The 26,101-nt window shown below is 63.7% G+C and carries 25 protein-coding genes and 2 riboswitches; of the genes, 7 read left to right on the forward strand and 18 right to left on the reverse strand.

The annotated features are described in order from the left end of the window. Nucleotides 1-7: 7 nt before the first annotated feature. From CAF78_RS04680 to CAF78_RS04710, 7 genes are all read right to left on the reverse strand, one after another. Nucleotides 8-1,342, reverse strand: a complete 1,335-nt coding sequence (locus CAF78_RS04680; protein ID WP_085674247.1) for an MFS transporter — start codon at nucleotides 1,340-1,342, stop codon at nucleotides 8-10. 148 nt (nucleotides 1,343-1,490) lie between these two features. Beyond that, complete coding sequence (locus CAF78_RS04685) at nucleotides 1,491-2,168, reverse strand: hypothetical protein (protein ID WP_256573836.1); 678 nt, start codon at nucleotides 2,166-2,168, stop codon at nucleotides 1,491-1,493. Nucleotides 2,169-2,418: 250 nt separating this feature from the next. Then, nucleotides 2,419-4,569 carry a TonB-dependent siderophore receptor gene (locus CAF78_RS04690; RefSeq protein ID WP_085674243.1) on the reverse strand — a complete coding sequence of 717 codons (2,151 nt, stop codon included), beginning with the start codon at nucleotides 4,567-4,569 and terminating at the stop codon, nucleotides 2,419-2,421. 68 nt (nucleotides 4,570-4,637) lie between these two features. Further along, nucleotides 4,638-5,048, reverse strand: coding sequence for a DUF2946 family protein (locus CAF78_RS04695; protein WP_085674241.1), 411 nt, complete (start codon nucleotides 5,046-5,048; stop codon nucleotides 4,638-4,640). 64 nt (nucleotides 5,049-5,112) lie between these two features. Further along, nucleotides 5,113-5,889 carry a ParA family protein gene (locus CAF78_RS04700; RefSeq protein ID WP_085674239.1) on the reverse strand — a complete coding sequence of 259 codons (777 nt, stop codon included), beginning with the start codon at nucleotides 5,887-5,889 and terminating at the stop codon, nucleotides 5,113-5,115. 143 nt (nucleotides 5,890-6,032) lie between these two features. Further along, nucleotides 6,033-7,052, reverse strand: coding sequence for a UV DNA damage repair endonuclease UvsE (uvsE, locus tag CAF78_RS04705; protein WP_085674237.1), 1,020 nt, complete (start codon nucleotides 7,050-7,052; stop codon nucleotides 6,033-6,035). A gap of 91 nt (nucleotides 7,053-7,143) precedes the next feature. Next, nucleotides 7,144-7,623: a hypothetical protein gene (locus CAF78_RS04710; RefSeq protein ID WP_085674235.1), complete on the reverse strand. Its 480-nt coding sequence runs from the start codon at nucleotides 7,621-7,623 to the stop codon at nucleotides 7,144-7,146. A 110-nt stretch (nucleotides 7,624-7,733) separates the two neighbouring features. On the opposite strand from CAF78_RS04710, the gene CAF78_RS04715 reads away from it, so the two are divergent. After that, nucleotides 7,734-8,261, forward strand: coding sequence for a GNAT family N-acetyltransferase (locus CAF78_RS04715; RefSeq protein WP_085674921.1), 528 nt, complete (start codon nucleotides 7,734-7,736; stop codon nucleotides 8,259-8,261). Here CAF78_RS04715 and CAF78_RS04720 read toward each other — a convergent pair. The 9 genes from CAF78_RS04720 to lpxO form a co-directional block, all read right to left on the reverse strand. After that, entirely contained in the window at nucleotides 8,247-9,596 is a 1,350-nt protein-coding gene (locus CAF78_RS04720) for an OprD family porin (protein ID WP_085674233.1), read from the reverse strand. The genes CAF78_RS04715 and CAF78_RS04720 overlap by 15 nt on opposite strands. A gap of 17 nt (nucleotides 9,597-9,613) precedes the next feature. Next, the gene (locus CAF78_RS04725; RefSeq protein ID WP_371856882.1) at nucleotides 9,614-10,393 is read right to left on the reverse strand and encodes an ABC transporter ATP-binding protein; all 780 of its coding nucleotides are present in this window, start codon (nucleotides 10,391-10,393) and stop codon (nucleotides 9,614-9,616) included. A 5-nt stretch (nucleotides 10,394-10,398) separates the two neighbouring features. Continuing rightward, a complete protein-coding gene (locus CAF78_RS04730) occupies nucleotides 10,399-11,412 on the reverse strand; it encodes an iron ABC transporter permease (RefSeq protein WP_085674229.1) in 1,014 nt (337 codons plus the stop codon). Then, nucleotides 11,412-12,422, reverse strand: coding sequence for an ABC transporter substrate-binding protein (locus tag CAF78_RS04735; RefSeq protein ID WP_085674227.1), 1,011 nt, complete (start codon nucleotides 12,420-12,422; stop codon nucleotides 11,412-11,414). Before CAF78_RS04735 ends, CAF78_RS04730 begins: the two co-directional genes overlap by 1 nt. A 108-nt stretch (nucleotides 12,423-12,530) precedes the next feature. Continuing rightward, nucleotides 12,531-12,734, reverse strand: a riboswitch (cobalamin riboswitch). A 28-nt stretch (nucleotides 12,735-12,762) separates the two neighbouring features. Beyond that, nucleotides 12,763-13,929: a DUF1624 domain-containing protein gene (locus CAF78_RS04740; RefSeq protein ID WP_085674225.1), complete on the reverse strand. Its 1,167-nt coding sequence runs from the start codon at nucleotides 13,927-13,929 to the stop codon at nucleotides 12,763-12,765. Between the two features lie 195 nt (nucleotides 13,930-14,124). Beyond that, a complete protein-coding gene (locus tag CAF78_RS04745; protein ID WP_085674223.1) occupies nucleotides 14,125-16,242 on the reverse strand; it encodes a TonB-dependent siderophore receptor in 2,118 nt (705 codons plus the stop codon). A gap of 106 nt (nucleotides 16,243-16,348) precedes the next feature. After that, nucleotides 16,349-16,555: riboswitch (cobalamin riboswitch) on the reverse strand. Nucleotides 16,556-16,589: 34 nt separating this feature from the next. Then, the gene (locus CAF78_RS04750; protein ID WP_085674221.1) at nucleotides 16,590-17,159 is read right to left on the reverse strand and encodes a GNAT family N-acetyltransferase; all 570 of its coding nucleotides are present in this window, start codon (nucleotides 17,157-17,159) and stop codon (nucleotides 16,590-16,592) included. Between the two features lie 78 nt (nucleotides 17,160-17,237). Then, on the reverse strand, nucleotides 17,238-17,582 hold the full coding sequence (locus CAF78_RS04755) for a carboxymuconolactone decarboxylase family protein (protein WP_027919898.1): 345 nt from the start codon (nucleotides 17,580-17,582) through the stop codon (nucleotides 17,238-17,240). A 92-nt stretch (nucleotides 17,583-17,674) separates the two neighbouring features. Further along, a complete protein-coding gene (lpxO, locus tag CAF78_RS04760) occupies nucleotides 17,675-18,574 on the reverse strand; it encodes a lipid A hydroxylase LpxO (RefSeq protein WP_085674219.1) in 900 nt (299 codons plus the stop codon). Nucleotides 18,575-18,731: 157 nt separating this feature from the next. Here lpxO and thpR point away from each other — a divergent pair, with 157 nt between their 5' ends. Next, on the forward strand, nucleotides 18,732-19,277 hold the full coding sequence (gene thpR, locus CAF78_RS04765; RefSeq protein WP_085674216.1) for an RNA 2',3'-cyclic phosphodiesterase: 546 nt from the start codon (nucleotides 18,732-18,734) through the stop codon (nucleotides 19,275-19,277). A gap of 49 nt (nucleotides 19,278-19,326) precedes the next feature. On the opposite strand, the gene CAF78_RS04770 is transcribed toward thpR, so the two are convergent. Both CAF78_RS04770 and CAF78_RS04775 read right to left on the reverse strand, forming a co-directional pair. Beyond that, nucleotides 19,327-20,508: an MFS transporter gene (locus CAF78_RS04770; RefSeq protein ID WP_085674214.1), complete on the reverse strand. Its 1,182-nt coding sequence runs from the start codon at nucleotides 20,506-20,508 to the stop codon at nucleotides 19,327-19,329. After that, the gene (locus CAF78_RS04775) at nucleotides 20,501-21,313 is read right to left on the reverse strand and encodes an alpha/beta fold hydrolase (RefSeq protein ID WP_085674212.1); all 813 of its coding nucleotides are present in this window, start codon (nucleotides 21,311-21,313) and stop codon (nucleotides 20,501-20,503) included. Before CAF78_RS04775 ends, CAF78_RS04770 begins: the two co-directional genes overlap by 8 nt. Before the next feature lie 125 nt (nucleotides 21,314-21,438). Between CAF78_RS04775 and CAF78_RS04780 the strand changes: the two genes are divergently transcribed. From CAF78_RS04780 to CAF78_RS04800, 5 genes are all read left to right on the forward strand, one after another. Next, the gene (locus CAF78_RS04780) at nucleotides 21,439-21,945 is read left to right on the forward strand and encodes a MarR family winged helix-turn-helix transcriptional regulator (protein WP_085674210.1); all 507 of its coding nucleotides are present in this window, start codon (nucleotides 21,439-21,441) and stop codon (nucleotides 21,943-21,945) included. Nucleotides 21,946-21,970: 25 nt separating this feature from the next. After that, entirely contained in the window at nucleotides 21,971-22,906 is a 936-nt protein-coding gene (locus tag CAF78_RS04785; RefSeq protein WP_085674208.1) for a LysR family transcriptional regulator, read from the forward strand. Nucleotides 22,907-23,038: 132 nt separating this feature from the next. After that, entirely contained in the window at nucleotides 23,039-23,971 is a 933-nt protein-coding gene (locus CAF78_RS04790) for a TauD/TfdA family dioxygenase (RefSeq protein ID WP_085674206.1), read from the forward strand. Then, nucleotides 23,968-25,449, forward strand: coding sequence for an AMP-binding protein (locus tag CAF78_RS04795; RefSeq protein ID WP_085674204.1), 1,482 nt, complete (start codon nucleotides 23,968-23,970; stop codon nucleotides 25,447-25,449). The genes CAF78_RS04790 and CAF78_RS04795 overlap by 4 nt, the downstream gene beginning before the upstream one ends. A gap of 15 nt (nucleotides 25,450-25,464) precedes the next feature. Then, nucleotides 25,465-26,070, forward strand: a complete 606-nt coding sequence (locus tag CAF78_RS04800) for a thermostable hemolysin (RefSeq protein ID WP_085674202.1) — start codon at nucleotides 25,465-25,467, stop codon at nucleotides 26,068-26,070. Nucleotides 26,071-26,101 lie beyond the last annotated feature (31 nt).

Consider the following 26,101-nt stretch of genomic DNA (forward strand, 5'->3'; position numbering starts at 1 on the left):
AGGGATCTCAGATCGGAGTACGCACCTGAGGGCTCACATCACTACCAGGTTCATCATGCAGCGAAATCCGCGATGTCTCCGGCAACGCCAACCCGCCCACCAACGCCACCAGCGCAATCACCACCAGGTAGAACGCCGGCGCCAGGCTGCTGCCGGTCTGCCCGATCAGCCAGGTCGCCACCAGCGGCGCGGTGCCGCCAAACAGGGTGTAGGCCACGTTGTAGGTAATCGCCGAAGCGGTATAGCGGGTCCGCGTCGGGAAGCTCTCCGACAGCAACGCCGCCGTCACCACACCACTGCACAGCGCCCCCACCGCCAGCAGGATCACCCCCAGCAGCGCCCCCGACATCGACCCGGAACTGGCCAGCCAGTAAGCGGGGAACACGCAGATCATCACCCACAGGCAGGTGAAGCCGATGGTCTTGCGCCGCCCGACCCGGTCCGAGAAGGCCCCGGCCAGCGGGCAACCGACAGCCGCGAACAGCAACGCCACGGTGGTCACCAGCAGCGACTGGGCGCGGGTCAGGTTGCCGACCAGTTGCAGGTAGGTGGCGAAGTAGGTGGTGAACATGTAGAACGACAATGCCGTCAGCGAGATGAACATGCCCAGGTTGCGGATCGCCCGGCCGTGGTTGCGCAGGGTTTCCTTGAGCGGCGAATGCTCATGCTCCTTGCCTTGGGCGATGGCTTCGCGGAACGCCGGGGTTTCCTCCATGCGCCAGCGCAGGTACAACCCCACCAGCCCCAGCGGTGCGGCCACCAGGAACGGGATGCGCCAGCCCCATGCAGCCATCGCCTCGGCCGACAGGCTGGCCTCCAGGCCGTAGGCGATCACCGCTGCACAGGCAAAGGCGGAGAAGGTCGAGACCGGCACGAAGCTGCCGTAGAACGCTCGCCTGTTTTGCGGCGCGTGCTCCATCAGGTAGGCACAGGCACCGGCGTATTCGCCACCGGCAGAAAAGCCCTGCAGGCAGCGCGCCAGGGTCAGCAGCGCCGGTGCGGCAAGGCCGATGCTGGCATAGGTCGGCAGCAGGCCGATCAAGGTGGTGGAGCCGGCCATCAGCAGGATGGTCAGCGACAGGATGCGCTTGCGCCCAAGGCGGTCGCCGAGCGCGCCGAACACGATGCCGCCGAGCGGGCGCAAGGCGAATGCCACGGCAAACACGGCGAAGGTCTTGAGCAGGGCGACACTGGCATCGCCGCTGGCGAAGAACTGGCTGGCGATCAGCGTGGCGAGGAAGCCATAGACGGCGAAGTCGAACCACTCGACGAAGTTGCCGATGGCCGAGGCGGCGATGACCCTGCGCAGGGTGGCGGGGGATACCTCATGGGATGCAGACATACGGAAGCTCTCCGGTTTCCATAGGCAGCCTGAATGAATGTGGCGCGCTCAGGCGCGCCATCGTTGTTATCAGGGCCAGTAGACCGAGTAGCGCAGCAGGGTGCTTCGTTCAGGGCGACATCGGGATATCTGATTCGACCACCGGCCGCTATTGCCGGCCGACCCGCCACGGTGCGTATTCCAGCTCGCTGTAGCCCTTGGCCACGCCGTGCATGTCTGGCGAAAAGCCCGGCAGCCGGCTCAGGTCCATGCCTTGGCAACGGCTGTTGAGCTGGGCCTGCAGCGTGCCGTCGAGGCGAAAATCGTTCGGCCGCAGCGGGTGCGGGTAGATCTGCACCAGGCACTCTTCGACCTTGCCTTGCGCATTGGCCTGGTAATACACCGACACCCTGCCGATGCTGTTCACCGGCTGATCGCGCAGCAGGTGCTGCCAGAAGTACTCGCGTTGCGCGATGACCTGGCGCCGTGGCGTGCCGGGTGCCTGTGCGGCGGCGGGCAGCACCACGAACATCGGTGCGCGCACTTCCACGGTGCCGTCTTCCTCGCGCATCCCTTCGGGTACCACAGGGTAGATGGTCTTCCAGCATTGCGCCTCCACCATGCTGGCCAGTGCCTTGAAGTCCGAGCGCTTCACGTCGGCAGGCAATTGCATCTCCAACCCGACCGAGGCCTTGCTGGCCTTGCAGTAGGTAGGGGCGGAGTGCTGGTCGAGTTTGACCGTCAGCATGACCACACCGACCTGCTCGTCGGTGTCTGCCGTTGCGATGCCGAGCTTCAGGGCCTGCTGCATGTCGCTGACGAAGGTTTTACGTGCCTGGGGATCCACCTTGGGCGCGACATGGCTCTGGCAGCCAGGCAACAGGAGCAGTGCAACAGACAGAAGAGCGGGAGATAGTGACTTCAACACGGGAGCTTTCAAAACAACGACTTCCTTGAATTGCCTGAGCCGGGGCTTCACGTGCCGGCGTGGATGAGGTCGCACATTATCACTGGTCGCGAGTTAGGAATTGAGAGCAAGGTAAGTAGGAAAGCTCTTAAAGTCTGTGCCGGTGTGGTAACCGGCACAGACGTGAGCATCAGAAGCGCAGGTCCAGCGCCAACTCGAAGGTCCGCGGTGCCCCCATGTAATACTGCAACCCGTAGGCCTGCTTGGCATACACCTCATCGGTCAGGTTGCGCACCCGCCCGGTGATCGTGGTGTGTTCATCCAGCCGATAGCGGGCAAAGGTGCCGAACAAGGTATAGCCCGGCGCCTTGAGAGTGTTGGCGTTGTCGGCATACACCGAGCCGACGTAGCGCGCATCCACACCCGCTGACCAGGCCGAGGTGAAGCTGTAGGTCAGCCACAGGTTGGCGACATTGGCCGGCACGTTGACCGGGGCATTGCCCTTGCGCGAGACCGACACGCCGTTGACCGCTTCGTTGAACTCATCGTACTGCGCGTCGACGTAGGCATAGTTGCCCTCGGCCAGCAGCTTCGGCGTGACCTGCAGTCGCCCGGACAACTCGACCCCGCGCGAGGTCTGCTGCCCGGCCTGGACCGTCAGGTTGGGGTTGCTCGAGTCGCGCACAGCAAAGTCCTTGCGCACGATCTGGTACAGGGCCACGGTCGCCGCGCCGCGTCCGTCGAGGAAGTCGAACTTGCTGCCCACTTCCCATTGCTCGCCCTTGGACAGGTCGAACGTGCCGACGTTGGCGTAGGTGGCTGCCGCCAGCGAGCCGGCCGGCAGGTCGGCGGCGGTGCTGTACTGGGCGTAGAGGCTGGCCGAAGGCGTCAGTTCGTAGGTCAGGCCGATGCGCCCGGACAGCGGTTCCCAGCGCCGCTCGAAGAACGCAGGTGAAGTCGGCGTCACCGCGCCGTAGTTGGTCACCTCCATGTCCAGGTAGTCGTAACGCAGGGCGGTGAGCAAGGCCAGGCGCTCGGTCAGTTGCAAGCGGTTCTCGGCGAACACCGCACGGTCGCTGGTGACATGCCGGCGCTGCTTGGTCAGCCCGGCATTCACCCCGGGGATGTCGTAGAAACTGCCAGGGTCGAAGTGCTCCGGGTCGACCACATCGGTCCAGCTCCCGGCGGTGGGGTACACGCTCTGGCGCATGTGCGAGTAGTCCAGGCCCAACGACCACTGGCTGGCCAGGCCGAACAGCTGATTGTCGTGGCGCAGCTCGATGCGGTCGCCCAGCACGCTCTGTTGGTGGCGCTGCAGGTAGGGGCTGGCGCGTTGGACGTTGCCGCTGCTGGTATAGCTGTAGCGTTCGACGTTGCGGTAATCGCGCTGGGCGCTGTAGTGGTACAGGGTGTTGTGCACGCTGGTGCTGTCGCTGAGCTGGTAGTCAAGCAGCGAGCGCAGCCAGCGCACCCGCTGTTCGTAACGGCCATCGGCGACGTTGTAGTTTTCGAAACGGCGGCTGTTGTCGATCTTCATGGTGCTGCGCCCTGGCAGGATCGGCGTGCCCCAGTACGGGCTGTGTTCGCGGTCCTCCTGGTATTCCAGCGCCAGGGTGTGGGTCAGGTCGGGCGTCAGGTCGCTGAGCAGGGAGAACGCCAGGCTGTCGGTGTTGCGCGTGTTGCGGTCGATGTAGCCATTGCCGTCGGTGTGGCTGAAGTCCAGGCGCATGAAGTGGCGGGCATCGGCCGGGTTGCTGGCCAGCGCCTGGTTGATGCCGATGGCCACCTCCGAGTCGTCGTAGCTGCCGTAGCGCACGCGGCCATCGATGATCTGCTGGTCGCGGCTGGCGGTCTTGGTGATGTAGTTGATCGAGCCGCCCACGGCACCTGCGCCGTGCAGGAAGGATGACGGCCCGCCGAGCAGCTCGACGCGGTCCAGCACCCAGGCATCCACCGGCCGGGTGGCGCTGCTGTAGCCGAGGTTGATGCCGTTGTAGAGCTGGCTGACCTGGTTCTGGGTAAAGCCGCGGTAGCTGACGAAACCGCCGTAGCCCGGGTTGGCCGAAGCGTTGACGCCGGTCATGGCGTTGATCACGTCCTGGCTGTCCTTGGCACCCCGTTCTTCGATGATGCGCCGGTCCGAGACGCTGACCGAGGCAGGTGTCTGCCGAGCGCTGAGGCCCAGCCGCGAGCCGGTGCTAATCGGCTCGTCCAGTTGCACGCCGGAGGGCGCATCGCGCTCACCATCGATGGTGGTGGCGCTGAGTTCGACGGCGGCATCATCTGCCCAGGCGAAGGTGCAGGTGCCCATGAGGAGCACCAGGGAGGTATTGCGGAGCATGTTGTTGGGTCTTCCACGCAAAGGTCATGGCTGACGGCGAGCGCGCAGGCAGGCGCGCCCGGCTCAGGTCAGGCGATTTGAATAACGGCTGCGGGGAGGACGGCAGGGGGAGCGCGGGGTGTGAGGGCAGGGCGCAGGTAACGGGGCGGCGGTTGCGCCCAGCTGCGCACGACGATGGGCGAGGTGGCGGTGACCTGTGACGGGCTGAACGACCAGCCGCCGCTGGCGATTGGCACGGCCAGGCCGAACGAGGAGCACACCGGGCAGTCGAGCTGGGCCATGTGCTGGTCGCCACCGGCACCGTCGAGGTCGATGGCCACACCGTGCTCGCTGTTGATCGAGCAGAAACCACCTTCCAGGCCGGCCAGGCGCAGGCCACCCATCTGGCCGTGGTGCAGGCCACACAGCAACAGGCTGAACAGGACGCTGGCATAGAGCGTCCAGGCAGTCAGCGTGCGGGTGTGCCGGGTGATTTTCATGGCGGCGAATCTATCACCCGGACGAACGGCAGGGTAGTGCCTGGCCGTGGCAGGTTGTCGCAGTTCAGGCCGCGCGTTCGAGCACGTCCAGCAACTCGGCGAACTCCTGCGCCAGCTTGTGGCGTGGCGCCATGTGCACCAGCGGTACCGAAACCTGGTGCGATTCGCGCATCTTGATCGAGCTGCTGAGGTACACCGGCAACACCGGCAGGCCTTCGTTGCGCAGCTGCTCGACCAGGGTCTGGTGCAGGGCGGTGCGCCCGGCGAACTGGTTGACCACCACGCCCTCTACCTGCAGCGCCGGGTTATGGTCCTGGCGCAACTCCTCGACCTCGGCCATGACGCTGAGCAGTGCCTGGCGCGAGAAGCTGTCGCAGTCGAACGGAATCAGCAGGCGTTCGGCGGCCACCAGGGCGCTGAAGGTGTAGAAGTTCAGCGCTGGCGGGGTGTCGATGTAGATCCGCTCGTAGTCCTCGCCCAGCTCCACCAGCAGCTTGCGCAGCTTGTTGATCTTGAACTTGCTCTCCAGCTTGCTCTGCAGGTCGCTGAGGTCGGGGCTGGCGGTCACCAGGTGCAGGTTGTCGTAGCGGGTTTCGGTGATCGCCACGCGGTGCTTCTTGCCAGCGGCGGTGACCGGTGACAGCGTCTGGCGGAAGAAATCGGCGATGCCGGTGGGGATGGCGTGGTCGGTCAGCCCGGTGAGGTAGTAGGTGGCATTGGCCTGGGGGTCGAGGTCGACCAGCAACGTGCGATAGCCTTCGGCGGCACTGGCCGCGGCGAGATTGCAGGCGATACTTGATTTGCCCACGCCACCTTTCTGATTGAAAACCACACGACGCATGAGACGCTCATCCATGAAGAGGGAAAATGTCAGGTTGGGGTCAATCCTATGACCGAATCACGACAGTTTTATGACAAGGTTTGTTACAACAGTGAAGTTCATCTTTCTCCAGGTGCAAGCGCTCTGTTGCGGCCTTTTCGCGGTCAGGGCCGTTCGACGTAGCGCCGGTAGAAATCCAGGGTGGCCAGGTTCTTGTCCTTGGCCTCGAACATGATGTCGAAGCGGTCGGTGAACTGCAGGGCGTAGCGGTTGGTCCAGTCGTTCCACATCTGCGCGCTATGCGGGTACAGATCGCGCTTGTTGACCTTCTCCAGCAGCGCCTGAAGGGTCAGCTTGCTGTCGGCATCGAAGCCAAGCGCCTGCAGGCTTTCGGGCGGCTGCGAATAATGCATGGTTGGCCGCACACCACGCCAACTGTCGATGATCCGCGCCACACGCGGGTCGTGCGGGTCGATGTAGTCACCCTCGTGGATCCAGCAGTGGTGGATGTCCAGCACCACCGGTGCCAGGTCGGCCAGTGCCAGGCAGTCGTCGACCCCATAGGTCTTCTCGTCGTTCTCGAACGTGATGACGTTGCGCGCCACTTGCGACAACCTTGGCCACACCTCGCGTACACCCTGCGCGCCGAGGCGCCCGGCGATGTGCACATTGCACTTGAAGTCCTGAAAGCGCTGGCCGAAGCCCATCAGGCGGATCATGTCGGCGTGGTATTCGAACTCGGCCAGGCTGTTTTCCACCACCTCCGGGCGGTCCGAGCCGAGCACGCAGTACTGGCCGGGGTGGAAGGACAGGCGGATGTCCTGGTCGCGGGCGAGTTTGCCGATGGCGGCGAAGCGCTCGGTCATCAGCGCCTGGAATTCGTCGTCGCGATAGATCGGCCCCACGTTGAGGTGGCTGTAGAGCGGCAGCAGGTCGCTGCTCAGGCGTACCATGCGCAGCATCGGCGGCAGTTCAGTGACATAGGCCAGCAGACGCAGCTGGGCGTCGAGGTTGTGCTGCACCAGCTCCAGCAGCTTGGCCCGGGCCGCTTCGGTGCTGGCGCTGGACAGCCAGCGCAGGGTGGTGGTGCGCGGGTTGAACGTGCGCTCGATGGCCTCCAGCGCCTTTACCGACAGGCTGCGGTGCGGGTGGCGGTACATGCAGGCGAAGCCCAGGCGGGGCATGGCAAGTCTCCAGTTGCGAGATGTTCCTTGGACCACTGCGCATTACAGAATGATCACTTCAAACCTGTGCCGGCGAAATACCAACTCAGGTTCAGGAGCCCGACTTTTCCAGCGTCTCCAATTCATCCTCGACCTGCTGCATGCGCTGCTCGGCCAGCGCCTGGACTTTTTCGTCCCGCGCCGTTTCGCGCATCAGGCCGGTAAGCTTGTCGCTCAGGCGTTTGCCTTCTTCGGTCTCTTCCAGCGCCCTGGCCTTCGCCGGGTCGCGGGTGGCGGCGACGATGGTGGCGAATTCGGCGTCGCTGAAGTGCTCCTCGCTGTAGAGCTTGAACAGGTCCTGGCGCTGGTCCTCGACGGTGAGGTGCTTGCGCAACACATTGCTGATGGTGGCTGCATCCAGCTGCGGGTGGGTGCGGGTCAGCAGCGCGGCCATGCGCTCGATGTTGTGGTCGTAGGCCTCCTGCAGCGGCAGGTTGGCCAGAATCTGCTGTTCCCGGGTGGGCTTCTGGTCGCAGGCAGCGAGGGTGGTGATAAGCAGCAGGGGTAACAGCAACTTCTGGATGCGGGGCATTGGGGTGGCCTTGGGGGCGTAGTGCAGAAGGGGGATTATAGCGGTGTCGGGTTGCCAGCCATCAGCCCTTGAGGTAGAAAAACGCTCGCCCAGATCACCTTTCCATGCACATGACCCAGTGGATCATCCAACCCCCCAGCCACGGCAGTATCCGTGAAGTCGTGGCCTTCATCGACAGCGCCCGCCGCGGGCTGTTCCCGATGCTTGCCGATTCGCCGCTGCCCAGGGACCTCGCCCGTTTCGCCGAGTCGTACCTGGAAGGCGAGGGGCATTTCCTCGAAGCCCGCGCTCATGGTCGGTTGATCGCAGGCGTTGGCTACTTGCCCTACGACCACCGCTTCGCCCAGCTCGACTACAAGGGCAAGCGCGTGGTCGAGGTGGTGCGCCTGTTCGTGCTGCCCGAATACCGCCGCCTGGGGCTGGCTGCGGCCCTGTTCGCCGCCTTGCGCGAGCACGCCCGTGCCGCTGGGGTCGAATGCCTGTATCTGCATACCCACCCGTTTTTGCCCGGAGCGATCCGCTTCTGGGAGCGGCAGGGCTTTGCGCTGATCGAGGTGGAGGACGACCCGGTGTGGCGTACGACACATATGGAGCATTGGCTCACCATGGAGGGCGCGGGCCTGTCAGAAACTGCCTGACAACGGCCACTCCACGGCCAGGCGGATCTGGTCGCCATCGAGCTCCGCCTGCGCCGTATTGCCCCGGTGCATGTTGTGCCGCAGCGAAAACGTGGTGCCCTTGGCCTTGCCACTCTGCACCACGTAGCGCGCCTCAAGGTCGCGCTCCCAGTGCTTGCCACCCTTGCCATAACCCAGGTACGCATAGCCGCCGTCGGGGTCGACGTGGCTGCCGTCGATCGCGAAGCCGCGAACGTACAAGGCGCTCAGGTTCAGGCCCGGCACGCCGTAGCCGCCCATGTCCAGGTCGTAGCGCGCCTGCCATGATTTTTCGTTCGGGGCGTTGAAGTCGGACATCTGCACGGCGTTGGCGAGGTAGATCGCCCCGCGGGAGACGTAGTCGAACGGCGTGTTGCCATCCACCTGCTGCCAGCCGAGGCTGACGCTGTGCGGGCCCTGGCTGTAGCGCGAGACCAGGCTCCAGGTGGTGTTGTCGATACGCCCGGACAGCGCCTTGCCGGTGTCGGTGGTACGGTACAGGTTGAGGTCCAGGCTCAGGCTGCGACGGTCGTCCAGTGCATGGGTGAGGGTGCTGCCGAGGTAGTGCTGGTTCCAGCTGTCTTCGTAGCGCGAGGTGTACAGGCTGGCGCTGAAGGCGGCGCCGGGGTTCCACACCAGGCCGGCGAGGTCGAAGCTGTTGCCCTGGCGGCCGTCGGAGTAGTTCACCACGAAGCCCTGGTCGTGGCTGGACGCATTACGGTCGGTGTTTTCGTTGAAATGGCCGGCGACCACCTTGAGGGTGGCGACCTCGCTGCTGGTGAGAAAGAATCCGGTGGCCGTTTCTGGCAGCAGGCGGCTGTCGGAGGAGCTGAATACTGGCGTCTTCACCCGCTGTTCGCCCCAGGACAGCACGGTGTTGGATACCCGCAGCTTCAGCGCCGCGCCGCCACGGCTGTATTCACGCTGTGGGTGGCCGTCGTTGTCCACCGCCAGCAGGCGCGCCTTGCCAGCACGGCCGCCGCCGCTGTCGAGCTGCACGCCCTGATAGGCGTGGGCATCGACGCCGACACCGATCAGGCCTTGGGTGAAGCCGGACTGCATGGTGCCCATCAGGCCGTAGGCCCACTCTTCAGCCATGCCATTGCGTTCGCTGCGCGGCTTGTAGGCATTGCGTGCGCTGCTGTTGCGCCCACCGTGTTTGTAATCGCGCTGGTCGTAGACCGTGCGGTTGAGCAGGCTCCAGCTGCTGTCCTCGATGAAACCGTGGCTTTGCGATTGCGCCGAATCCGCCAGGGCGAACGGGGCCAGGCCTGCCAGGGGCAGGGATAACAGCACAGCGGCGGGGCGCAACGGCATGGCGGGAACTTCCAGGTTCAGGGGGCGCGAAAACGCAGGATGCGCGCGCCGTCGAAGGGGTCGGTGAGGTAGTGAGCGTGCGCGCCGAAGGTGCTCAGCAGGCGCTCGGGGGTGAGCACTTCCAGCGGCTTGCCGAGGGCCACCAGGTGGCCTTTGTCGAGCACCGCGACACGGTCGCAGGTCAGTGCCTGGTTGAGGTCGTGCAGGGCCACCAGGGTGGTCACCGGCAGCGCCTGCACCTGTTGCAACAGGCTCAGCTGGTGCTGGATGTCGAGGTGGTTGGTCGGTTCGTCGAGCAGCAGTACCTGCGGGCGCTGGGCCAGGGCGCGGGCGATGTGCACGCGCTGGCGCTCGCCGCCGGACAGCGAGCTCCAGACCCGTTCACGCAGGTGCGTGGCGTCGAGGTCGGCCAAGGCCTGCTCGACGATGCCACGGTCTTCCCGGGAGAACGGCGCCAGCGCCGACAACCAGGGCGTGCGCCCTAGGGCGACGGCATCGAACACGCTGATCGCATCGAGGGTATCCGCCTGTTGCTCGACCAGTGCCAGCGCCTGGGCGACGCGCCGGCGCGGCAGGCGCGCCAGGGGTTCGCCGAGCAGCTGCACACTGCCGGTGCCCGGTGTGCGCAGCCCGGCCAGCAACTTGAGCAGGGATGATTTGCCCGAGCCGTTGGGGCCGACGATGCCCAGGGTTTCACCGGCGACCACGTTGAGGTCGATGTTACACAGCACGGTGTTGCCCGACAGTTGCAGGCCCAGCCCCCGGCAGGCAAGTGGCGCGACCCGCACGGTGTTCATGACGGTCATGGGCGCCCCCGGCGGCTGATCAGGATCAGCGCGAACACCGGCGCGCCGATCAAGGCGGTGACCACACCGACCGGGATCACCTGGCCACTGATCAGTGTGCGCGACAGCACATCGGCGGCAATCAGGAACAGCGCGCCGCCCAAGGCGCTGGCCGGCAGCAGGCGGCTATGGCCGGGGCCGAGCAGCAGGCGCAGCGCGTGGGGGATGACCAGGCCAACGAAACCGATGGCGCCGACGATCGACACCATCACCGCCGTTACCAAGGCTGCGCAACTGATCAGCAGCAACTGCGTGCGGCGCACGGCGATGCCCAGCGAGGCCGCCGAGTCGGCGCCGAAGGTGAAAGCATCCAGCGCCCGGCGGTGCCACAGGCACACCAGCAACCCGAACAGTGCCACCGGCAATGCCTGCCACACCGACGGCCAGCGCACGCCGCTGAGGTTGCCCAGCAGCCAGAACAGAATGCCGCGCGCCTGCTCGGCGGTGGCCGACTTGGTGATGAGGAAGGCGGTGAGGGCCGTGAACAGCTGCGAGCCGGCGATACCGGCGAGAATCACCTGGGCATTGTTGCTGCTTGGCCCGGCTGCACGGGCCAGCACCAGCACCAGCGCAAAGGCCGCCAGGGCACCGATGAAGGCGCCGCCGGACATGCTCAGGGCTGCGCTGCCCAGGCCCAGCAGGCCGACCAGCACCGCGCCGGTCGAGGCGCCAGCGGACAGGCCCAGCAGGTAAGGTTCGGCCAGCGGGTTGCGCAGCAGTGCCTGGAGGATCACCCCACACGTCGCCAGCCCCGCACCGCAGGCAGCGGCGACCAAGGCGCGGGTCAGGCGGTAGTTCCAGACGATGCCGGCGTCGATCGGGTCGACCGGGTAGCCGGCCTGCCACAGGTGGTTGGCCAGCACCTGGTAGACCAGCTGTGGCGACAGGTTGGTTTCGCCGATGGCGGTACCGGCCAGCACGGCCGCGAGCAGGGCCAGCAAGGCCAGGGCGGTGTAGGGCAGGGCGTTCATCACTGCGCCGCTTTACCGCTGGCGAAGGCCGCAGACAAGGTCTGCAGGCCGCGGAACAGGCGGATGCCGGCCTGCATGGCGTCGGCGTCGAGGATGATGATGCGGTTGTTCCTTACCGCATCCATGTTCTTCGTCACCGGGTCGCTGTGGAGGAATCCGAGCTTCTTCTGGTAGTCGTCGGCAGGAAAGCGACGGCGGTCCATGCGCGCGATGATCAGCCAGGTCGGGTTGGCCTTGGCCAGGGTTTCCCAGCCCACGGTCGGCCATTCTTCGGTCGATTCGACCACGTTGCGCACGCCCAGGGTGCGCAGCATGAAGTCGGCCACGCCCTGGCGGCCGGCAACGTAGGGGTCGATGCCGAGGTCGGCACTGGAGAACCAGAACAAGGCCGACGTGTTGGCCAGGTCCTTGCCGCTCAGTTGCTGTTTCGCGTTGTCCAGGCGTGCTTTGAGGTCGGCATTGAGTGCGGCGCCGCGGTCCTGCACGTCGAAGATCTCGGCCAGCTGGCTGACGCTCTTGTAGATGCTGTCGACCTGGAATGCCTGCAGGCGGGTGCCGTCGGCGCCGACCAAGTTGTCCTTGCCTTCGCAGTCCGAGGGCAGCAGGTAGGTCGGAATGTTCAGCTCGCTGAACTGTTCACGGGTAGCGACCGCGCCTTGGGCGCCGACCATCCACTCGAACTGCACCGCCACCAGTTGCGGGCGCTTGCCGACCACGGCTTCGAAGCTGGGCTCGTTGTCGGCCAGGCGCGGCACCTTGTCGTTCAGGGCCTTGTATTCGGGCAACACGTTATTGAACCACAGCGAGGTGCCGGCCAGCTTGTCAGCCAGGCCCAGTGCGTAGAGGATCTCGGTGCCGGCCTGGCCGATGGTGACCGCGCGCTCGGGCGCCTGGGCGAAGGTCTGCGCTGTGCCACAGTTGTCGATGGTCAGCGGGTAGTGAGTGGTGGCGGCCTGGGCCAGGCCGGCCAGGCTCAGGCCGGCGAGCAAGGTGGCAATACGGGGCAGCATGGTGGGCGATCTCCTGTCGAACAGTTCGGGTGAGGAACGCACGGACAGGCATCGCCGAGCCCCTGCGCGCGCAGGGGCAACACGGATGGCCATCCCGGACACCCCGCCGGTTGGTGAATGTATGCCGGCAGGTCTCCTGACTGGTGCGTCGTCGCCCGGCTCCGGCCTTCCCGGACCTGTTGATCCAGTGGCATCGATGGAGCAGGCTCGGCACCTACAGTTGCGGGGGCAGTTCCGATTGGCACGCCTGATTGGGCGGGCCCGGGATTCCCTATTAATTCCGTGGTGGAAACCGGCGGGCCGCATGGTAGACCATCCGGCCGTCGGGTGAAACGCCAAATCAGAAGTACTTCAGCCAGCGGATGTCGCGCCGGCGCGCCTTGAGCCGGGCGAACCCGCGCACCGGCAGGTACAGCACCGCCGCCAGCAGCAGCGCGCCCAGCCACACTGCGCCGATGCCATCGAAGCCGAAGTAGTCGCCGTGGTTGAGGCCGAACAGCGCCACGCAGGCCAGGTACAGCAGCTTGAGCACGTACAGGTGCAGCAGGTAGAAGAACATCGGCGCCGCACCGAACACCGCCAGGGCGCTGATCCAGCGGGCAACCCCCGCGCGCTCGAAGGCACGCAGCAACAGCAGGCCGCAGCCCAGGGTCAGGGCCAGGAACAGCAGCGAAGGCGGGTATTTGGTGATGTTGAAGAAGCTCATCAGCGTCTGGGTGATGGTCGGGTAGCCGCTCCATGGCGCCTCGCCGTAGCCGTTGTAGATGCGCAGCACCATGAAGCCGAGCAGGGCGATGACCCCGGCCATCAGCAGCCGATGCTGGCGCTCGGCGGTATCGCTGCCTCGGGCGAACCACGGGCCGAGGCCGTAACCCAGGGCGATCACGCCGATCCACGGCAGCACCGGGTAGGAGGTGCGCAGGCGCAGGTTCTCCGAGACCTCCAGCCAGCCACGGTCATGCAGGATCGCCCACGGCACGTGCAGGGCCGACTCCACGCCGAAGTGCAGGCCATCGAGCAGGTTGTGCCCGGCGATGATCAGCGCGCCCAGGGCGAGCAGGGCAGGGCGTGGCAGCCACACCAGCAGCGACAGGGCGATCATGCTCACGCCGATGGCCCAGATCACCTGCATGTAGACCACGCTTGGCGGCAGCTGGAAGGTCCAGGCGAAGTTGACCAGGGTGAATTCCAGCACCACCAGGAACAGCCCGCGCTTGAACAGGAACGCCGAGACATCGCTGCGGCCCTGGTGCTTCTCGCCATACAGCCAGGCCGACAGGCCGGTGAGCAGGACGAACACCGGGGCGCACAGGTGGGCCAGGGTGCGGCTGGCGAACAGCGACGGGTCGGTGGCATCGATGGTCATCGGGTCGCTGACCTGGCGGTGCAGGAAGAAGGTTTCGCGCACATGGTCGAGGAGCATGAACAGGATCACCAGGCCGCGCAGGGCATCGATGCTCTGCAGGCGCTGGGTGAGCAGGGTGGGGGTGGCTGAGGCACTGGTCATGGAATGAGGTCGCAGGCAGGAATGATTGTCAAATGAAACGTTATCTTATAACTATTTCATTTGCGGTTGATAGCGGTTTTTGTGTTGCCAGTGCTGGCCTCTTCGCGGGCAAGCCCGCTCCCACAGGGATTGCGCAGATCTCAGGCCTTGCACATAACCTGTGGGAGCGGGCGTGCCCGCGAAGAGGCCATCAGCTCAGAAGGTGTAATCCACGGTGGCGAAATACGACCGTGGTGCGCCCATCACCCATTGTTCGCCACTGAATACCGAGGCCACATACTCCCGGTCGAACAGGTTGTTCACCTGCAACCCCAGCCGCACATCCGGCAGCACCTGCCAGCCGATGTTCGCATCGACCACGGTATACCCCGGCGCACGCTGGCTATTGGCCGTGTCGGCATAACGCTCATCCACATACCGCGCGCCAATCCCGGCTTCCACCTGCTGGCCAAAGCCCTTGCTCAGCCACAGGTTGGCCGTGCGCCGCGGCACATTGGCCGGGCGGTTGTCCGCACGGTCCTGGGCCACGCCATCGACCACTTCGTCGAAATCATCGTACTTCGCACGCACCAGCGAGGCATTGGCCGACACCTGCCACTGCTGCCCCAGGGCCAGCTCCAGCGACGCTTCCAGGCCATCGGAGGTCTGCTGCCCGGCCTGCTGCGCCTCGTGGGTGATCGGGTCGTCCACCAGCAGCTTGCGCTTGACGATATGGAACGCAGCCAGCGTCCACTCGCCACGGCCCTCCCAGAAGCGCTGCTTGAGGCCCAGCTCGGTCTGCTTCGCCTCGGTCAGGTCGTAGTGCATCTGCGTCGGGCTGAGGCTGACCAGGTTGTCCACCCCGTCCTCGCTGGTGGAGTACTGGCCGTAGAGCGACAGGTCATCGGTGAACGCGAACACCAGCCCGGCGCGCCAGTTACCGCCCTGCAGGCTTCGGTCACTGCGGCTGCCGTCGACCAGGTTGTCACGATCGATATGGTTCTGGTCGCGGCGCACGCCAGTCACCAGCGACAGCCGTTCGGTTAGCTGCAGGCGGTTCTCGGCGAACAGGGCAAAGGTGTGGGTGGTGGACAGCGTTTGCGGGCGGGTTGGCGAGTCGCTGTGGAACCAGCCCGGGGTCGGCTGCCATGGGTCGATGTAATCACCGTCCACGTCGTTGTAAGGCCGGTTGCTGTCGACATTGAAACGCACCTTGTTGTACTCGGCACCGACCAGCGTCTTGCTGGCCAGGCCGAACAGGCTGTGGTCGAAGGTGAAGGTCTGGCGGTCGCCGATCTGCTCCTGGTTGTGTTTGATCTCCAGGTAGCTCTGGCGCTCCAGCTGCTCGCGGTCGGCGTCCCAGCTGTAGTTCTCGGCGTTGCGCCAGTGGCGGCGGCTCTTGATGTAGTAGAGCTGGTTGCTGGCGCTGAGGTGGTCGTTGATCGCCCAGTCGCTGGTGAAGCGGGTCCACTCGTCGTGGTAGCGCTGTACGTCGTTCTGGATGTTGTAGTTCTTCTTGCGCAGGCTGCTGCGGTAATGGCCGTCGATCAGCGGCGTGCCGTAGTAGTTGGCCGGCTGGGCGTCGCCGCGTTCGTGCGCCAGGGTGAAACTCAGGTCGTCGCTGGCATCGAAGCGCAATGCAGCGCTCAGGGCCAGGCTACGTGAGTCGGTGCGGTCGACCCAGCCGTTGCCGGCCTGCTGGTTGAGGGTCAGGCGGTAGCTCAGGCGCTCGCTGAGGCTGCCGCCGCTGTCCAGCCCCAGCTGCTGGCGGTCCCAGGAGCCGTAGCCCAGGCGCAGGCGGTTGTGGATGTCGCCGGTGAACGGTTTTTTCGGGATCACGTTGATCACCGCGCCCGTGGCGCCTTCGCCATACAGCACCGAAGCCGGGCCGCGGATCACGTCGATCTGCTCGACCATCCACGGGTCGACCGGGAAGGTCTGGGTGCCGGCCCCGGTGTACAGGCGCGCGCCGTCGAACAGGGTCATCACCGAGCCATGGCCGGTGAAACCACGTGCCGACAGGCCGGTGCCGCCATCGCCCGGGTTGCCGATGAAGGTGATGCCGGGCGAGCGGGTCACGGCGTCCTGCACGGTGAGGTTGTTGCGCTGCTCGATCTGTTCGGCCGAGATGCTGCTGGTGCTGGCCGGGGTTTCCAGGGCACTGAGGTGGAGCCGTGAACCGGCTTCGGTCGGCGTGGCCAGGTCGACGCGTTGTAGGTCAACGGTATCGGTGACGGCCGTGGAGGGGAGGTTCAGCACAGGCTCGTCGGCCAGGGCTGGCAGGGTAACGGCCAGGCAGGCCGCCAGGGGGTGAAGCTTGATGAATCGGGACATGTCGTTCCACTGCTGCAGGAATGAATGGATCCCGGTGGAAAACACGCAAAGGCACACCCCGTACGCAGGCGCACGCGGAGACCGGCCTGCGCCCGCCCACCGCGGGTTGCCAAGTGAAGCTTCAGGCCGGTCTCCGGGCTTGCGAGGGTCGTGAGGCCTTCACCTTCCCATGCTGGCGCACAGTGGTGTGTCGAAGGCATCGCTCGCTTACCGTTGCGGGGGCAGCGCCGGACTTGTCGTGGACCACGACGCACCGGCTTCCCGTTTCACCCTGCGCACGGCGGCGCAGGACACCTGAAACTGGCGCGCATCTGACCATCGAATGGCCGGCGCGTCAAATGCCGGTATCAGCGCCCGCGGCGGCGCGACACCCGTGCCTCGATGTTCTTGCGCCCGATCAGCAGCGGTGGCTTCTCCACCACCGGCTCATCGGCCAGCCACTTGTACATCACCAGGCAGTCGACCAGGCCCAGGCGGGCGTGGCGATAGGCTTTGGGCAGGCGGCCAACGGTCTCGAAGCCCAACTTGGTCCACAGTGCCACCGCTACTTCGTTGCTCGCCACCACCGAATTGAACTGCAACGCCAGGAAGCCCTCCTGGCGCGCCAGCTTCTGCGAGTGCTCGCACATCAGCCGGGCCACACCACGGCCACGGGCAGCCTCGCAGACCATGTAGCCGCAGTTGCCGACATGGGCGCCCGGGCCGGCGGCGTTGGCCTTGAGGTAGTAGGAACCGAGCAGTTCGCCATCTGCTTCGGCCACCAGCGTGTGCAGCGGCAGTTGCAGCCACAGCTGGCGTGCCTGCTCGACGTTCAGTGCGGGGTCGAAGGCGTAGGTCTCGCGGGCCTGGACGATGGCCTGGAAGGTCGGCCAGAAACGCTCGAAATCGTCGGGCGTCATGGGGCGAATGTGGATCATGGCGGTTCCTGCAATGGCTAGGCCGCCAAGTCTGGGTGGCGCGGCGCCGTCGCGCAAGGGCGGCGACGCCGTTTGCCTTCAGCCGTTGGCCTTGCCCACCGCATCCATGGCGCGGGCCGAGTAGACCAGCGCGGCCCCGGCATTCATCGCCACGGCCACGCCCAGGGCCTCGGCGATCTCCTCGCGGGTGGCGCCGTGCTTGACGGCTTGTTGCGAGTGCACGGCGATGCAGCCGTCGCAGCGGGTGGTGACGGCCACGGCCAGGGAGATCAGTTCGCGGGTCTTGGCGTCCAGGTGGTTGGTCTTGGCACCCGCGCCGCTGGCGGTCATGTAGCCGGCCACGGTGTCGGGGGACAATTGCTTGAGGTCGCCGATGCCGGCCATCAACTGCTTACGGTAGGCGTCCCAGTCCATCATGCTCATCGTCTTCACCTTGGGGAGGTTGCGGGAGGAGCTTTCAGGCTAGTCGAATTTGCGCCTGTCGCCGGTTGCCGGTGACAGGCGCGAAGGGCATATCAGATGTAGACGAACACCAGCACCAGGGCCGCGACCACCAGCCACTTCTCCAGGTAGTAGCGCATGCGGTTGCGTTTTTTCAGCGCCTTGCCACGCTCGCGGATCTTGTAGATGCGGGTGAACAGGCGGTTGATGCCGCCGGTCTTGTCGCCGGCGTCGTTGGGTGCGGCGGCGGCGGCCATGACGTTGCGGCTGAACCAGCGATTGAACGCGGTGGCCCAGCGGTACTTCAGCGGGCGCTCGATGTCGCAGAACAGGATGATGCGGTTGTGCTCGGTGGTGTTGGCTGCATAGTGGATGTAGGTCTCGTCGAAGACCACGCCCTCGCCATCGCGCCAGGAGTATTTCTCACCGTCAACGTCGATGTAGCAACCGTCATCGTTCGGTGTGTCCAGGCCGAGGTGGAAACGGTAGGAACCGGCGTACGGGTCACGGTGACGGACCAGCTTGGCCCCCGGTGGCAGGGTGGCGAACATCGCCGCCTTGACCGTGCCGATGCCTTGCAGCAATTCGGTGGTGCGTGGGCACAGGGTCATCGCCGACGGGTGGCTTTCGCCGTACCACTTCAGGTAGAAGCGCTTCCAGCCGGTCTTGAAGAACGAATTGAAACCGACGTCGTCATAATTGTCGGACTTCTTGATCTCGCCCACGTGCAGCAGCTGCTGGGCTTCGGCGCGGATCTCCTGCCAGTGGTCCTTGAGCGGCTGCAGCTCGGGGAACGCCTCGACCGGCAGGTAGGGCTTGGCCGGGTGCTTGGAGAACAGGTACAGGAAGCTGTTGACCGGTGCCAGGAAACTTGAGTGGTCGCCCAGCTGACGGGTCAGCTTGTGGCGCACCCGACCGCGCAGGTGAACATAGGCGATCGAGAGGACGAAGATCAGTACGAGTGCAATTTTCATGGACGGTTACTTGTCGAAAAATGGCCATGCGCCATGGCATAAGCTCGCCAGCATAAACAATCATGGGGGTAGTTTGTACATATTGTTACGCCAATTCCGGATGACTTTGGTGTAATGGCCTATGGTGTGCGCAAACGTTTCACGTGATGGAGTTCACATGGTTCAGGACATTCGCCCCAGTGGCACCCCCTTCAAAAGGTTGTTCTTCGCCTTGCCCGTCAGCGATGCCCAACGCCGTGCGATAAGCCAGTGGCGGCGAAGTCTGGGCCTGCGCAGCGGCAAGCCGGTGCCCAGCGAAAACTTCCACCTCACCTTGCTGTTTCTGGGTGATGTGGATGCGGCCCAGGTGCCGGCAATCTGCGCGGCGGTGGACAACCTGGCGCGGCCGGGCGCGCCGTTGCGTTTGCTGCTGGATCAGCTGAAAACCTGGCAGCGCGCCAATGTGCTGGTGCTGGAACCGCAGGAAACGCCCGCCGCCTTGCGCCAGTTGGTCTATGGCCTGCAGCAGGCGTTGCTGCCGATGGGGTTCGAAGCGCAGGCCCGTGAATACCGCCCGCACCTGACCTTGTCACGGGACTTTCGCGGCCAGGCCCCGGAGGCGGCCGAGGCGCCTGATTTCCATTTCAGCGCCAGGCACTTCACTCTGTACGAATCGCGCAAAGGCCGTTACTGGCCGCTGGCGCAGTGGCCTTTGGCAGACTGACTGCCACGGCACTACTGGCGCCGAAACTACAGTAGGAGGCCACTGGCAGTTACCGGTTCATGCTCTGCGGGGCGCATTCTGGCGAATGCCTGGATGTTGGGCGCAGCAGGGCGGACAGCCCCAGTAGCAGCAACGTGCCAATGACCATTATTCCCCAAGCCCAGTGCAAGGAACTGAGGTGGTCGCGCACTACACCGGCCATCAGCGGTACGCTGGCGGCAATCAGGTAGCCACCACCTTGTACGAATGCCAGGAGTGCACCGGCTTGCGCTGGCGAGTCGGCGTGATCGAGGGTGACGATGAGCGAAAGCGGGAAAAGTGCACCGATGCCCAGCCCCAGGCACAACGTGGCCACTATCGCGAGCTGCAGCGGCGCGATCATCAAGCATGCCAAGCCCACCAGTAGCAGGATTATCACCATCGTCAGCGGCTGCCTGCGGTCGGGGTAGCGTTGAATGAATGCTGAAACCAGCAGGCCGGCGATGACTTCCGTCAGGGTAAGGGCTGCCAACAGGTAACCGGCATCGGCGGCAGTCCAGCCCAATTCGACATAGAACGGCGCAAGCCAGGCTAGCACCAGCGTATAGGCCCCGGTGCCAAGACCGAAGAACAATAGCAGCAACCAGGCTCGCCCGTTTCTGTATGGCAAGCGGGCATCGCTGCGGCTAACGGGGTGGCGACCGACGGCGAACAACCAGGCGAGCAACCCGAGCAATGCCGGCAAAGCCGCCACCCCCAAGGTCAGTTGCCAACCCATCAGGGCGGCGCCAGGGGCCGCAAAGGCGGCGGCCAGCGCTGCGCCGCCCATGATGCCGGTGGTGAACAACCCCATCAGCATACCCCCGCTATCGGGGTGACTGCGCTTGATGAACGCGGGCATCAATGCCTGGATCACTGCAATGCCGACACCTCCCAGAGCCGCTGTGGCGATCAGTGCCGAACTCGACGTCACATAGGCCCTCGCGGCGCAACTCATGGCAATCAGCGAGATACCCAGCGCCACGCCTTTGACTTCACCGACAAGGCGCAGCAGCCATGGGCCGGAGAGCGCAAACAGGCCCATCATCATGACCGGCAGGGTCGTCAGCAGGCCGCCTTCTGCGTTGCTCAGGCCCAGTTCATGTTGCAGTGTTCCCAGCAATGGGCCGATGGCGGCCATGATGGGGCGCAGGTTCAATCCGATCAGTACGGCCAACAAGCCGACGCACGCTTTGTTTGGCAGATTACGCATCGTGAGGTTGCTCCTGCAGGAAGGCACCTATTGCCAGGTTGAAGGCATGGGCGTGGGGGATGTTGAACACATGGCCGTCGCCCGCCAGGGTTATCTGTCGGGCGTGAGCGATACGCAGGCTGATTTCCTCGGCTTCCGAGCGTGGGCTGATGGAGTCTCCTTCGGCTGCGAGCACCAGGGTCGCGGCCTGGATAAGCGGCAACTGGTTGCTGACGTCGAAGTGCTTCATGCCATTGCACCAGCGGATCTGGTCTTGCGCGGACAATTGAGCGGCTTGGGCGTGCCAGGCCTGATAGAGCCGCTGGCCGCGGGCAGAGTCTGCGAAATCTGCACCGACCAACGCCGGCCAGGTTGACTTGAATCGCTTCAGGCATCCATCCGTCTGCCGCAGGCCTGCGGCCCAGTCATCGAGCATCCCCTGCCGATGTGAAGTGTTCATGTTGACGAACGTACCGGCGACGACCAGCTTCTGCACCGCTTGCGGAGCATGACAGGCCATTTCGAGTGCCACCATCCCGCCCAGGGACAGGCCGATCAGGTGTGTGCTGTCGAGCCCCAAGTGATCGAGCAGTGCCAGCATTTCCAGTGCCTGGGTATGGGCTGTGATACCTTCGGGCGCTTCACTGGACGCGCCGTGGCCCAGCAGGTCGGATACGATGACGCGATGGCCGAGGCCAAGCAGCGCGTTGACCTGAGGTATCCAGGCCCGCCCGCTGTTACCGAGGCCATGCAATAGCAAAACCGGGCTGCCGGCGCCTGCGTCGTAATAGTAATGTCGATGCTGTCCGTGTGTGAAAAATGCCATGTGTATCTCCTGATCCTTCAGCCACATGCCCGTCAAGATAGCTTAACGTTAAGATAGTTTAAAGGCGTCGAGGTTCAGGAATGTGTACGGGTTAACGTTGATAATTTGCACGATCGAGGGAAGCGATGAATGACCATGTGGATTTCGTGGTGGCACAATGGGCACAGGCGATGCCCTCGGTGGATGTCACATCCATGGAGGTATTCGGGCGTATGGTGCGCATTCAGAAACACCTGGAACGCATGCGTGCCGAAGCGCTGGCACAGTACGGATTCAAGGAAGGTGAGTTCGATGTGCTGGCAACGCTGCGTCGAGCAGGGGCGCCGTACCGCTTGACGCCAACTGAACTGTATCGTTCGTTGCTCATCACTTCGGGAGCCATGACCAACCGGCTGGCTCGGCTGGAAAGCGCCGGGATGGTCGAGCGTATTGCCGACAGCCACGACAAGCGCAGTTATCAGGTTGCACTGACTGCCGGGGGGAGGGCATTGATCGAAAGGGCCGTCCTTACACATACCGAAATTCAAGAGTTGGTGTTGGCCCCTTTGGATGCACAGCAGCGGGCAGTTTTTGCACAACTGCTGAAGCAGTTGCTCGCGCATCTGCCTGGCGAGGGGGCTCCCACTCCATGAACTGGAATATTCAGGAGGAATTTCCATGCTTCACAGCAACTACCTCAAGCAATTGGACCTGCAGGACATCGTGGTGTTTCTCAACTTGCTGGAGCTGCGTAGCGCCAAGCGCACTGCCGAGCTGATGAGTGTCAGCCAGCCCACGGTCAGTTATTGCCTCAAGCGCCTGCGCGGGTGCTTTGACGATACGTTGTTTTCTTCTTCGCAGGGTGTGCTTCAGCCGACCACCAAGGCTGAGAAGATCGCTCCCTATCTGCGGGTGGTGGTCGAGTCCGTCAACCGCTGCGCAGAAGACGACAGCACGGTGTCGCTGCAGGCCGTGCGTAAAATCTGGAGGCTTTGTGCCCCGGAATATTTTGAACTGTCATTCCTGCCTCAGGCCCTGGCGGTGCTGTCTCGCACCCATGGCAACACGTCGCTGCATTTGGATCGCCTGAGCCGTGACCTCCCGGTGGACCGGCTGATTTCGGGTGAAATTGATATCGCCATCGGCTTTGGACCGGGCTATCACCAGATGCACCCCGAACTGCAATGGCAGGCGGTGATCAACGATGATTTCGTATGCCTGACCAGCCTGGACGCGCTGGTGAACGACGGTGCAATGAGCCTGGATGAGTTTTGTGCCTCGCCCCATGTATTCCCCACGCCATGGATCTCGGAAAAGAACATGGTCGACAGCTGGTTGGACAAAGTGGGGCGCTCGCGCAATGTGCTGGTGCGCGCCAACGGCTACCAGGCCTGCGTGAACATCGTCGCCGCGGTGCCTGCCACCGTTGCGTTGCCTGCGCGGTTGTTACCGCTGTTGCGGATCCCCGCGCAAGTGAAAGTCTGCCAGCCGCCGCTTGGGTTTCCCAGCTTCACCTTGGACATGATCTGGGCGCGCGATCGCAGCGACAGCAAAGATCTTTCCAGCTTGCGCGCGTTGATCGAGCAAGTCGCCGAGGCGTTGCGGACGGATTGATGAAACGGACTTTTAATTTTTTACAACGCCTTTCGATTTCTTAAAACCAGCCACGTACTCATTTCACTTACTGTGTGGTCATCGGGTAGCGGACGTTTCTACCTGAACCCACACTTCACGGAGGAATGAGTCATGCTGGCGCACGTGCAACCCCTGGTACTTCCTTATTACGGGCAGCCGACGCCTTGCTACGGTTTCGAATGTGTAGTTGCTGTCGATCGTGACAGGCGCGTTTGTGATTCGATCAGCGGTGCAGCACTGTACGAAGACCTGGTCCATAGCGGTGCGGTCATTTACCGTGACTTTGCAGATAGTCTTACTGACTTCAATGAATTCGTCAGTGCACACTCCGCGCGCGTCACCTTCGACCCTGCACGCAAGGCGGCCACGTCGAATACTGCGGAAATCGAGGCGGGCGTGCATGAAATGGGCCTGCACCGCGAAAACGGAAACCTGCCGTTCAATCCTGACTTGCAGTGGTTCTATTGCCTGGAAGCGGCGTCTGTCGGATCGCAAACTACGCTCTGCGATGGCCAACGTGTGCTGTTCGACTTGTCGGCGAAAACCCGAAAGTTATTTGAGCAGCGCGAGATTCGATACAGCCGGCGTATTCCGTGGCAAAACGTAAAACGCTTCCTGAGCATTGAACTGCAATTGCCGTTGGAGGCGATAACGGACGCGCATCTGCAGCAAGTCAATGAGCAGGTCGCCGGGCAAACTTATCGGCGCATCGACCAACATCTCATTGCCTCGGAACTGATTATTTCAGCCGTGGAAACCAGTTGCTTCAGCGGCCGCAAAGCGTTCTGCAATTCGATGCTTGGCCCCAGTGTCAATTACGAACCGCCACGTATAACGTGGGCGGATGGGGAGGATATCTCGCTTGAAATATGGGATGAAATCAAGGAGGTAACGGAGCGCAATACCTACAGCCATTTCTGGCAGAAGGGCGACATCATTGTCATCGACAACACGCGCGTCATGCACGGCCGCCGCCGGCTGGACGATACTTCGCGTCGCATTTTCGGCGCCCAGAGCTATCGCATCGGAGGTACCGGCCAATGATCAGCAAGAAAATGCAGGATTACCTGGCAGGAACGCCCGACCGCGTCGTCATCCGTGAAATGGGCGGGCGTGAATATACCTTGCACGAATTGCGGCGTGATGTAGTGCGCCTGGCGAATGCGCTTGAGGGCCGTGTGGGCCGCTGCGAACGCAAGGTATTCGGTATCGCCATGCGCTCTTGTTACGAATGGGTCTACACGTTACTGGCGATTCAAAAAATCGGTGCAGTACTGTTGCCCGTGCCAATCGAGTTTTCCGATGATCAGATCGGCAGCCTGCTGGGCAAGGCAGCAGCGGTACTGGTCAGCGATGAGAAAACCGCTAGCCGCCTGCACGGCATTCTGCCGGACAAGCCCTGCTTCATTCCAGGCCAACTGATGACCCAGGCTATCGGCGATGAGTGGCGCAACGAAGACGAATTGATGCCGGACGGCATCGTATCGATCATCCATACCTCAGGTACCACCTCGAAACCCAAGGGGGTGATGATTCGCGACGAAGCGGTCGGCCTGTTGGTGGACAACGTGATGAAGCGCTTGCCACAGCAACCGTTGCACTACTTCTCCATCGTACCCATGAGCTTGTTGATCGAACAGGTGCTCGGCGTGTTCATCCCGATTCTGTCGGGGGGCACCCTGTCCCTGATGCCCGAGGGCGTGCCCGAATACGGCGCGGCGAGTGGCAACGCTGCGCAGTACCTGGAACTCATTGCCCCCAACCAGCCGAACTTCCTGTACTTGCCACCCAAGTTGCTGGAGGAGGCCAACATGCTGCTTGAGCACTGCTCGGTGCAGCAACTGTTCGGTTCGCAGCGCCCGCATATCATCACCGGTGGCGCGAAGATCCCGGTCATCGTCCTGGAGGCACTGGAGGCCCGTGGTGTGCAGGTGTTCGAGGCCTATGGTCTGAGCGAGAACTCGTCGATCATTTCGCTGAACTCGCCCGTCGAGCGGCGAATCGGCTCTGCCGGCAAGCTCCTCGACGGAATCGAGCCCAAGCTGGTCGATGGCGAGCTGCTGGTCCGCACGCCAACCCTGTGCGCGGGGTATTACAACGCTGACGATACTGCTTGCGATCTGTCCGATGGCTATTTGCATACCGGTGATATCGCCGAGTTCCGCGACGGCTTCCTCTACATCACCGGGCGCAAGAAGCACGTGATCATCCTCTCCACGGCACGCAACATTTCGCCCGAGTGGGTGGAGAACGTGTACAAGGAAAGCCCGCTGGTGGACGACATGATCGTCATGGGCGAGGGCAAGGACGAGCCCTGCGCCATCGTGCTCAGCACCGCTGGCACTGAGTGTGTACGTGACGAAATGGCGCGTCTGGAGCATCGCCTCGCTGATTTTGCCAGGGTTCGGCAGATTCGCGTGATCGAAGATATCGCCCTGTTCCGCGAGCAGTTCTACACCGTTACCGGGCGCCCGCGACGTGCTGAAATCGAAGCTCGCTTCATTGATCAGATGTACGCCTGAGGAGGAGGGAACCCCATGTACATCGTGCGTAATTTCTACAAGGGGCGGCCCGGCTACCGGTGCCTGCAAGAGGCGGTGCGTGCGCATTACCTGAAGCACTATGACGCCACTCCAGAGCCGCAGCCCGATCTGTTCGTCTGCCTGACAGATGCCAACGGAGGGGCCCCGGGCTATGCCTGCGCCGGTATCAGCTATGGCGACTCCGGCAAGCTGTTCAGCGAATACTACCTGGATGAAGGCCTGGATGAACGTTATGGCGTGGACCGCGGGCGCATCGCCGAAGTCGGTGCCTTTGCGTCATTCCGAAGCGGCAGCGGGGCAGGCAAGTACCTGCTCAATAATGTGATCAGCATGTTGGCGCTGCGCAACTTTGGCCTGGTTGTGCTGACCGCGACCGAACAGGTGCGCCAGCTGCTGTTGCCAATTGTCGACAACCTCGACGACCTGGGGAGTGCGGACAGAGGGCGAGTCAAGGAGCCTGCCATCAACTGGGGTACCTATTACGAGCAACGGCCACGGGTTGTGGTGTCTCGCCTGTCACCACCCAGCATCTGGACCCGCGCACCTGCACCTGAACTTGGCCTCGCCCAGCCACATTTCACCCGCCAGGCATCGGCCTGACCATGACACGCGCTGGGCATCACCTTGCCCG

Origin of the sequence: Pseudomonas sp. R28(2017) (assembly GCF_002112505.1) — a bacterium.
GTDB lineage: Bacteria > Pseudomonadota > Gammaproteobacteria > Pseudomonadales > Pseudomonadaceae > Aquipseudomonas.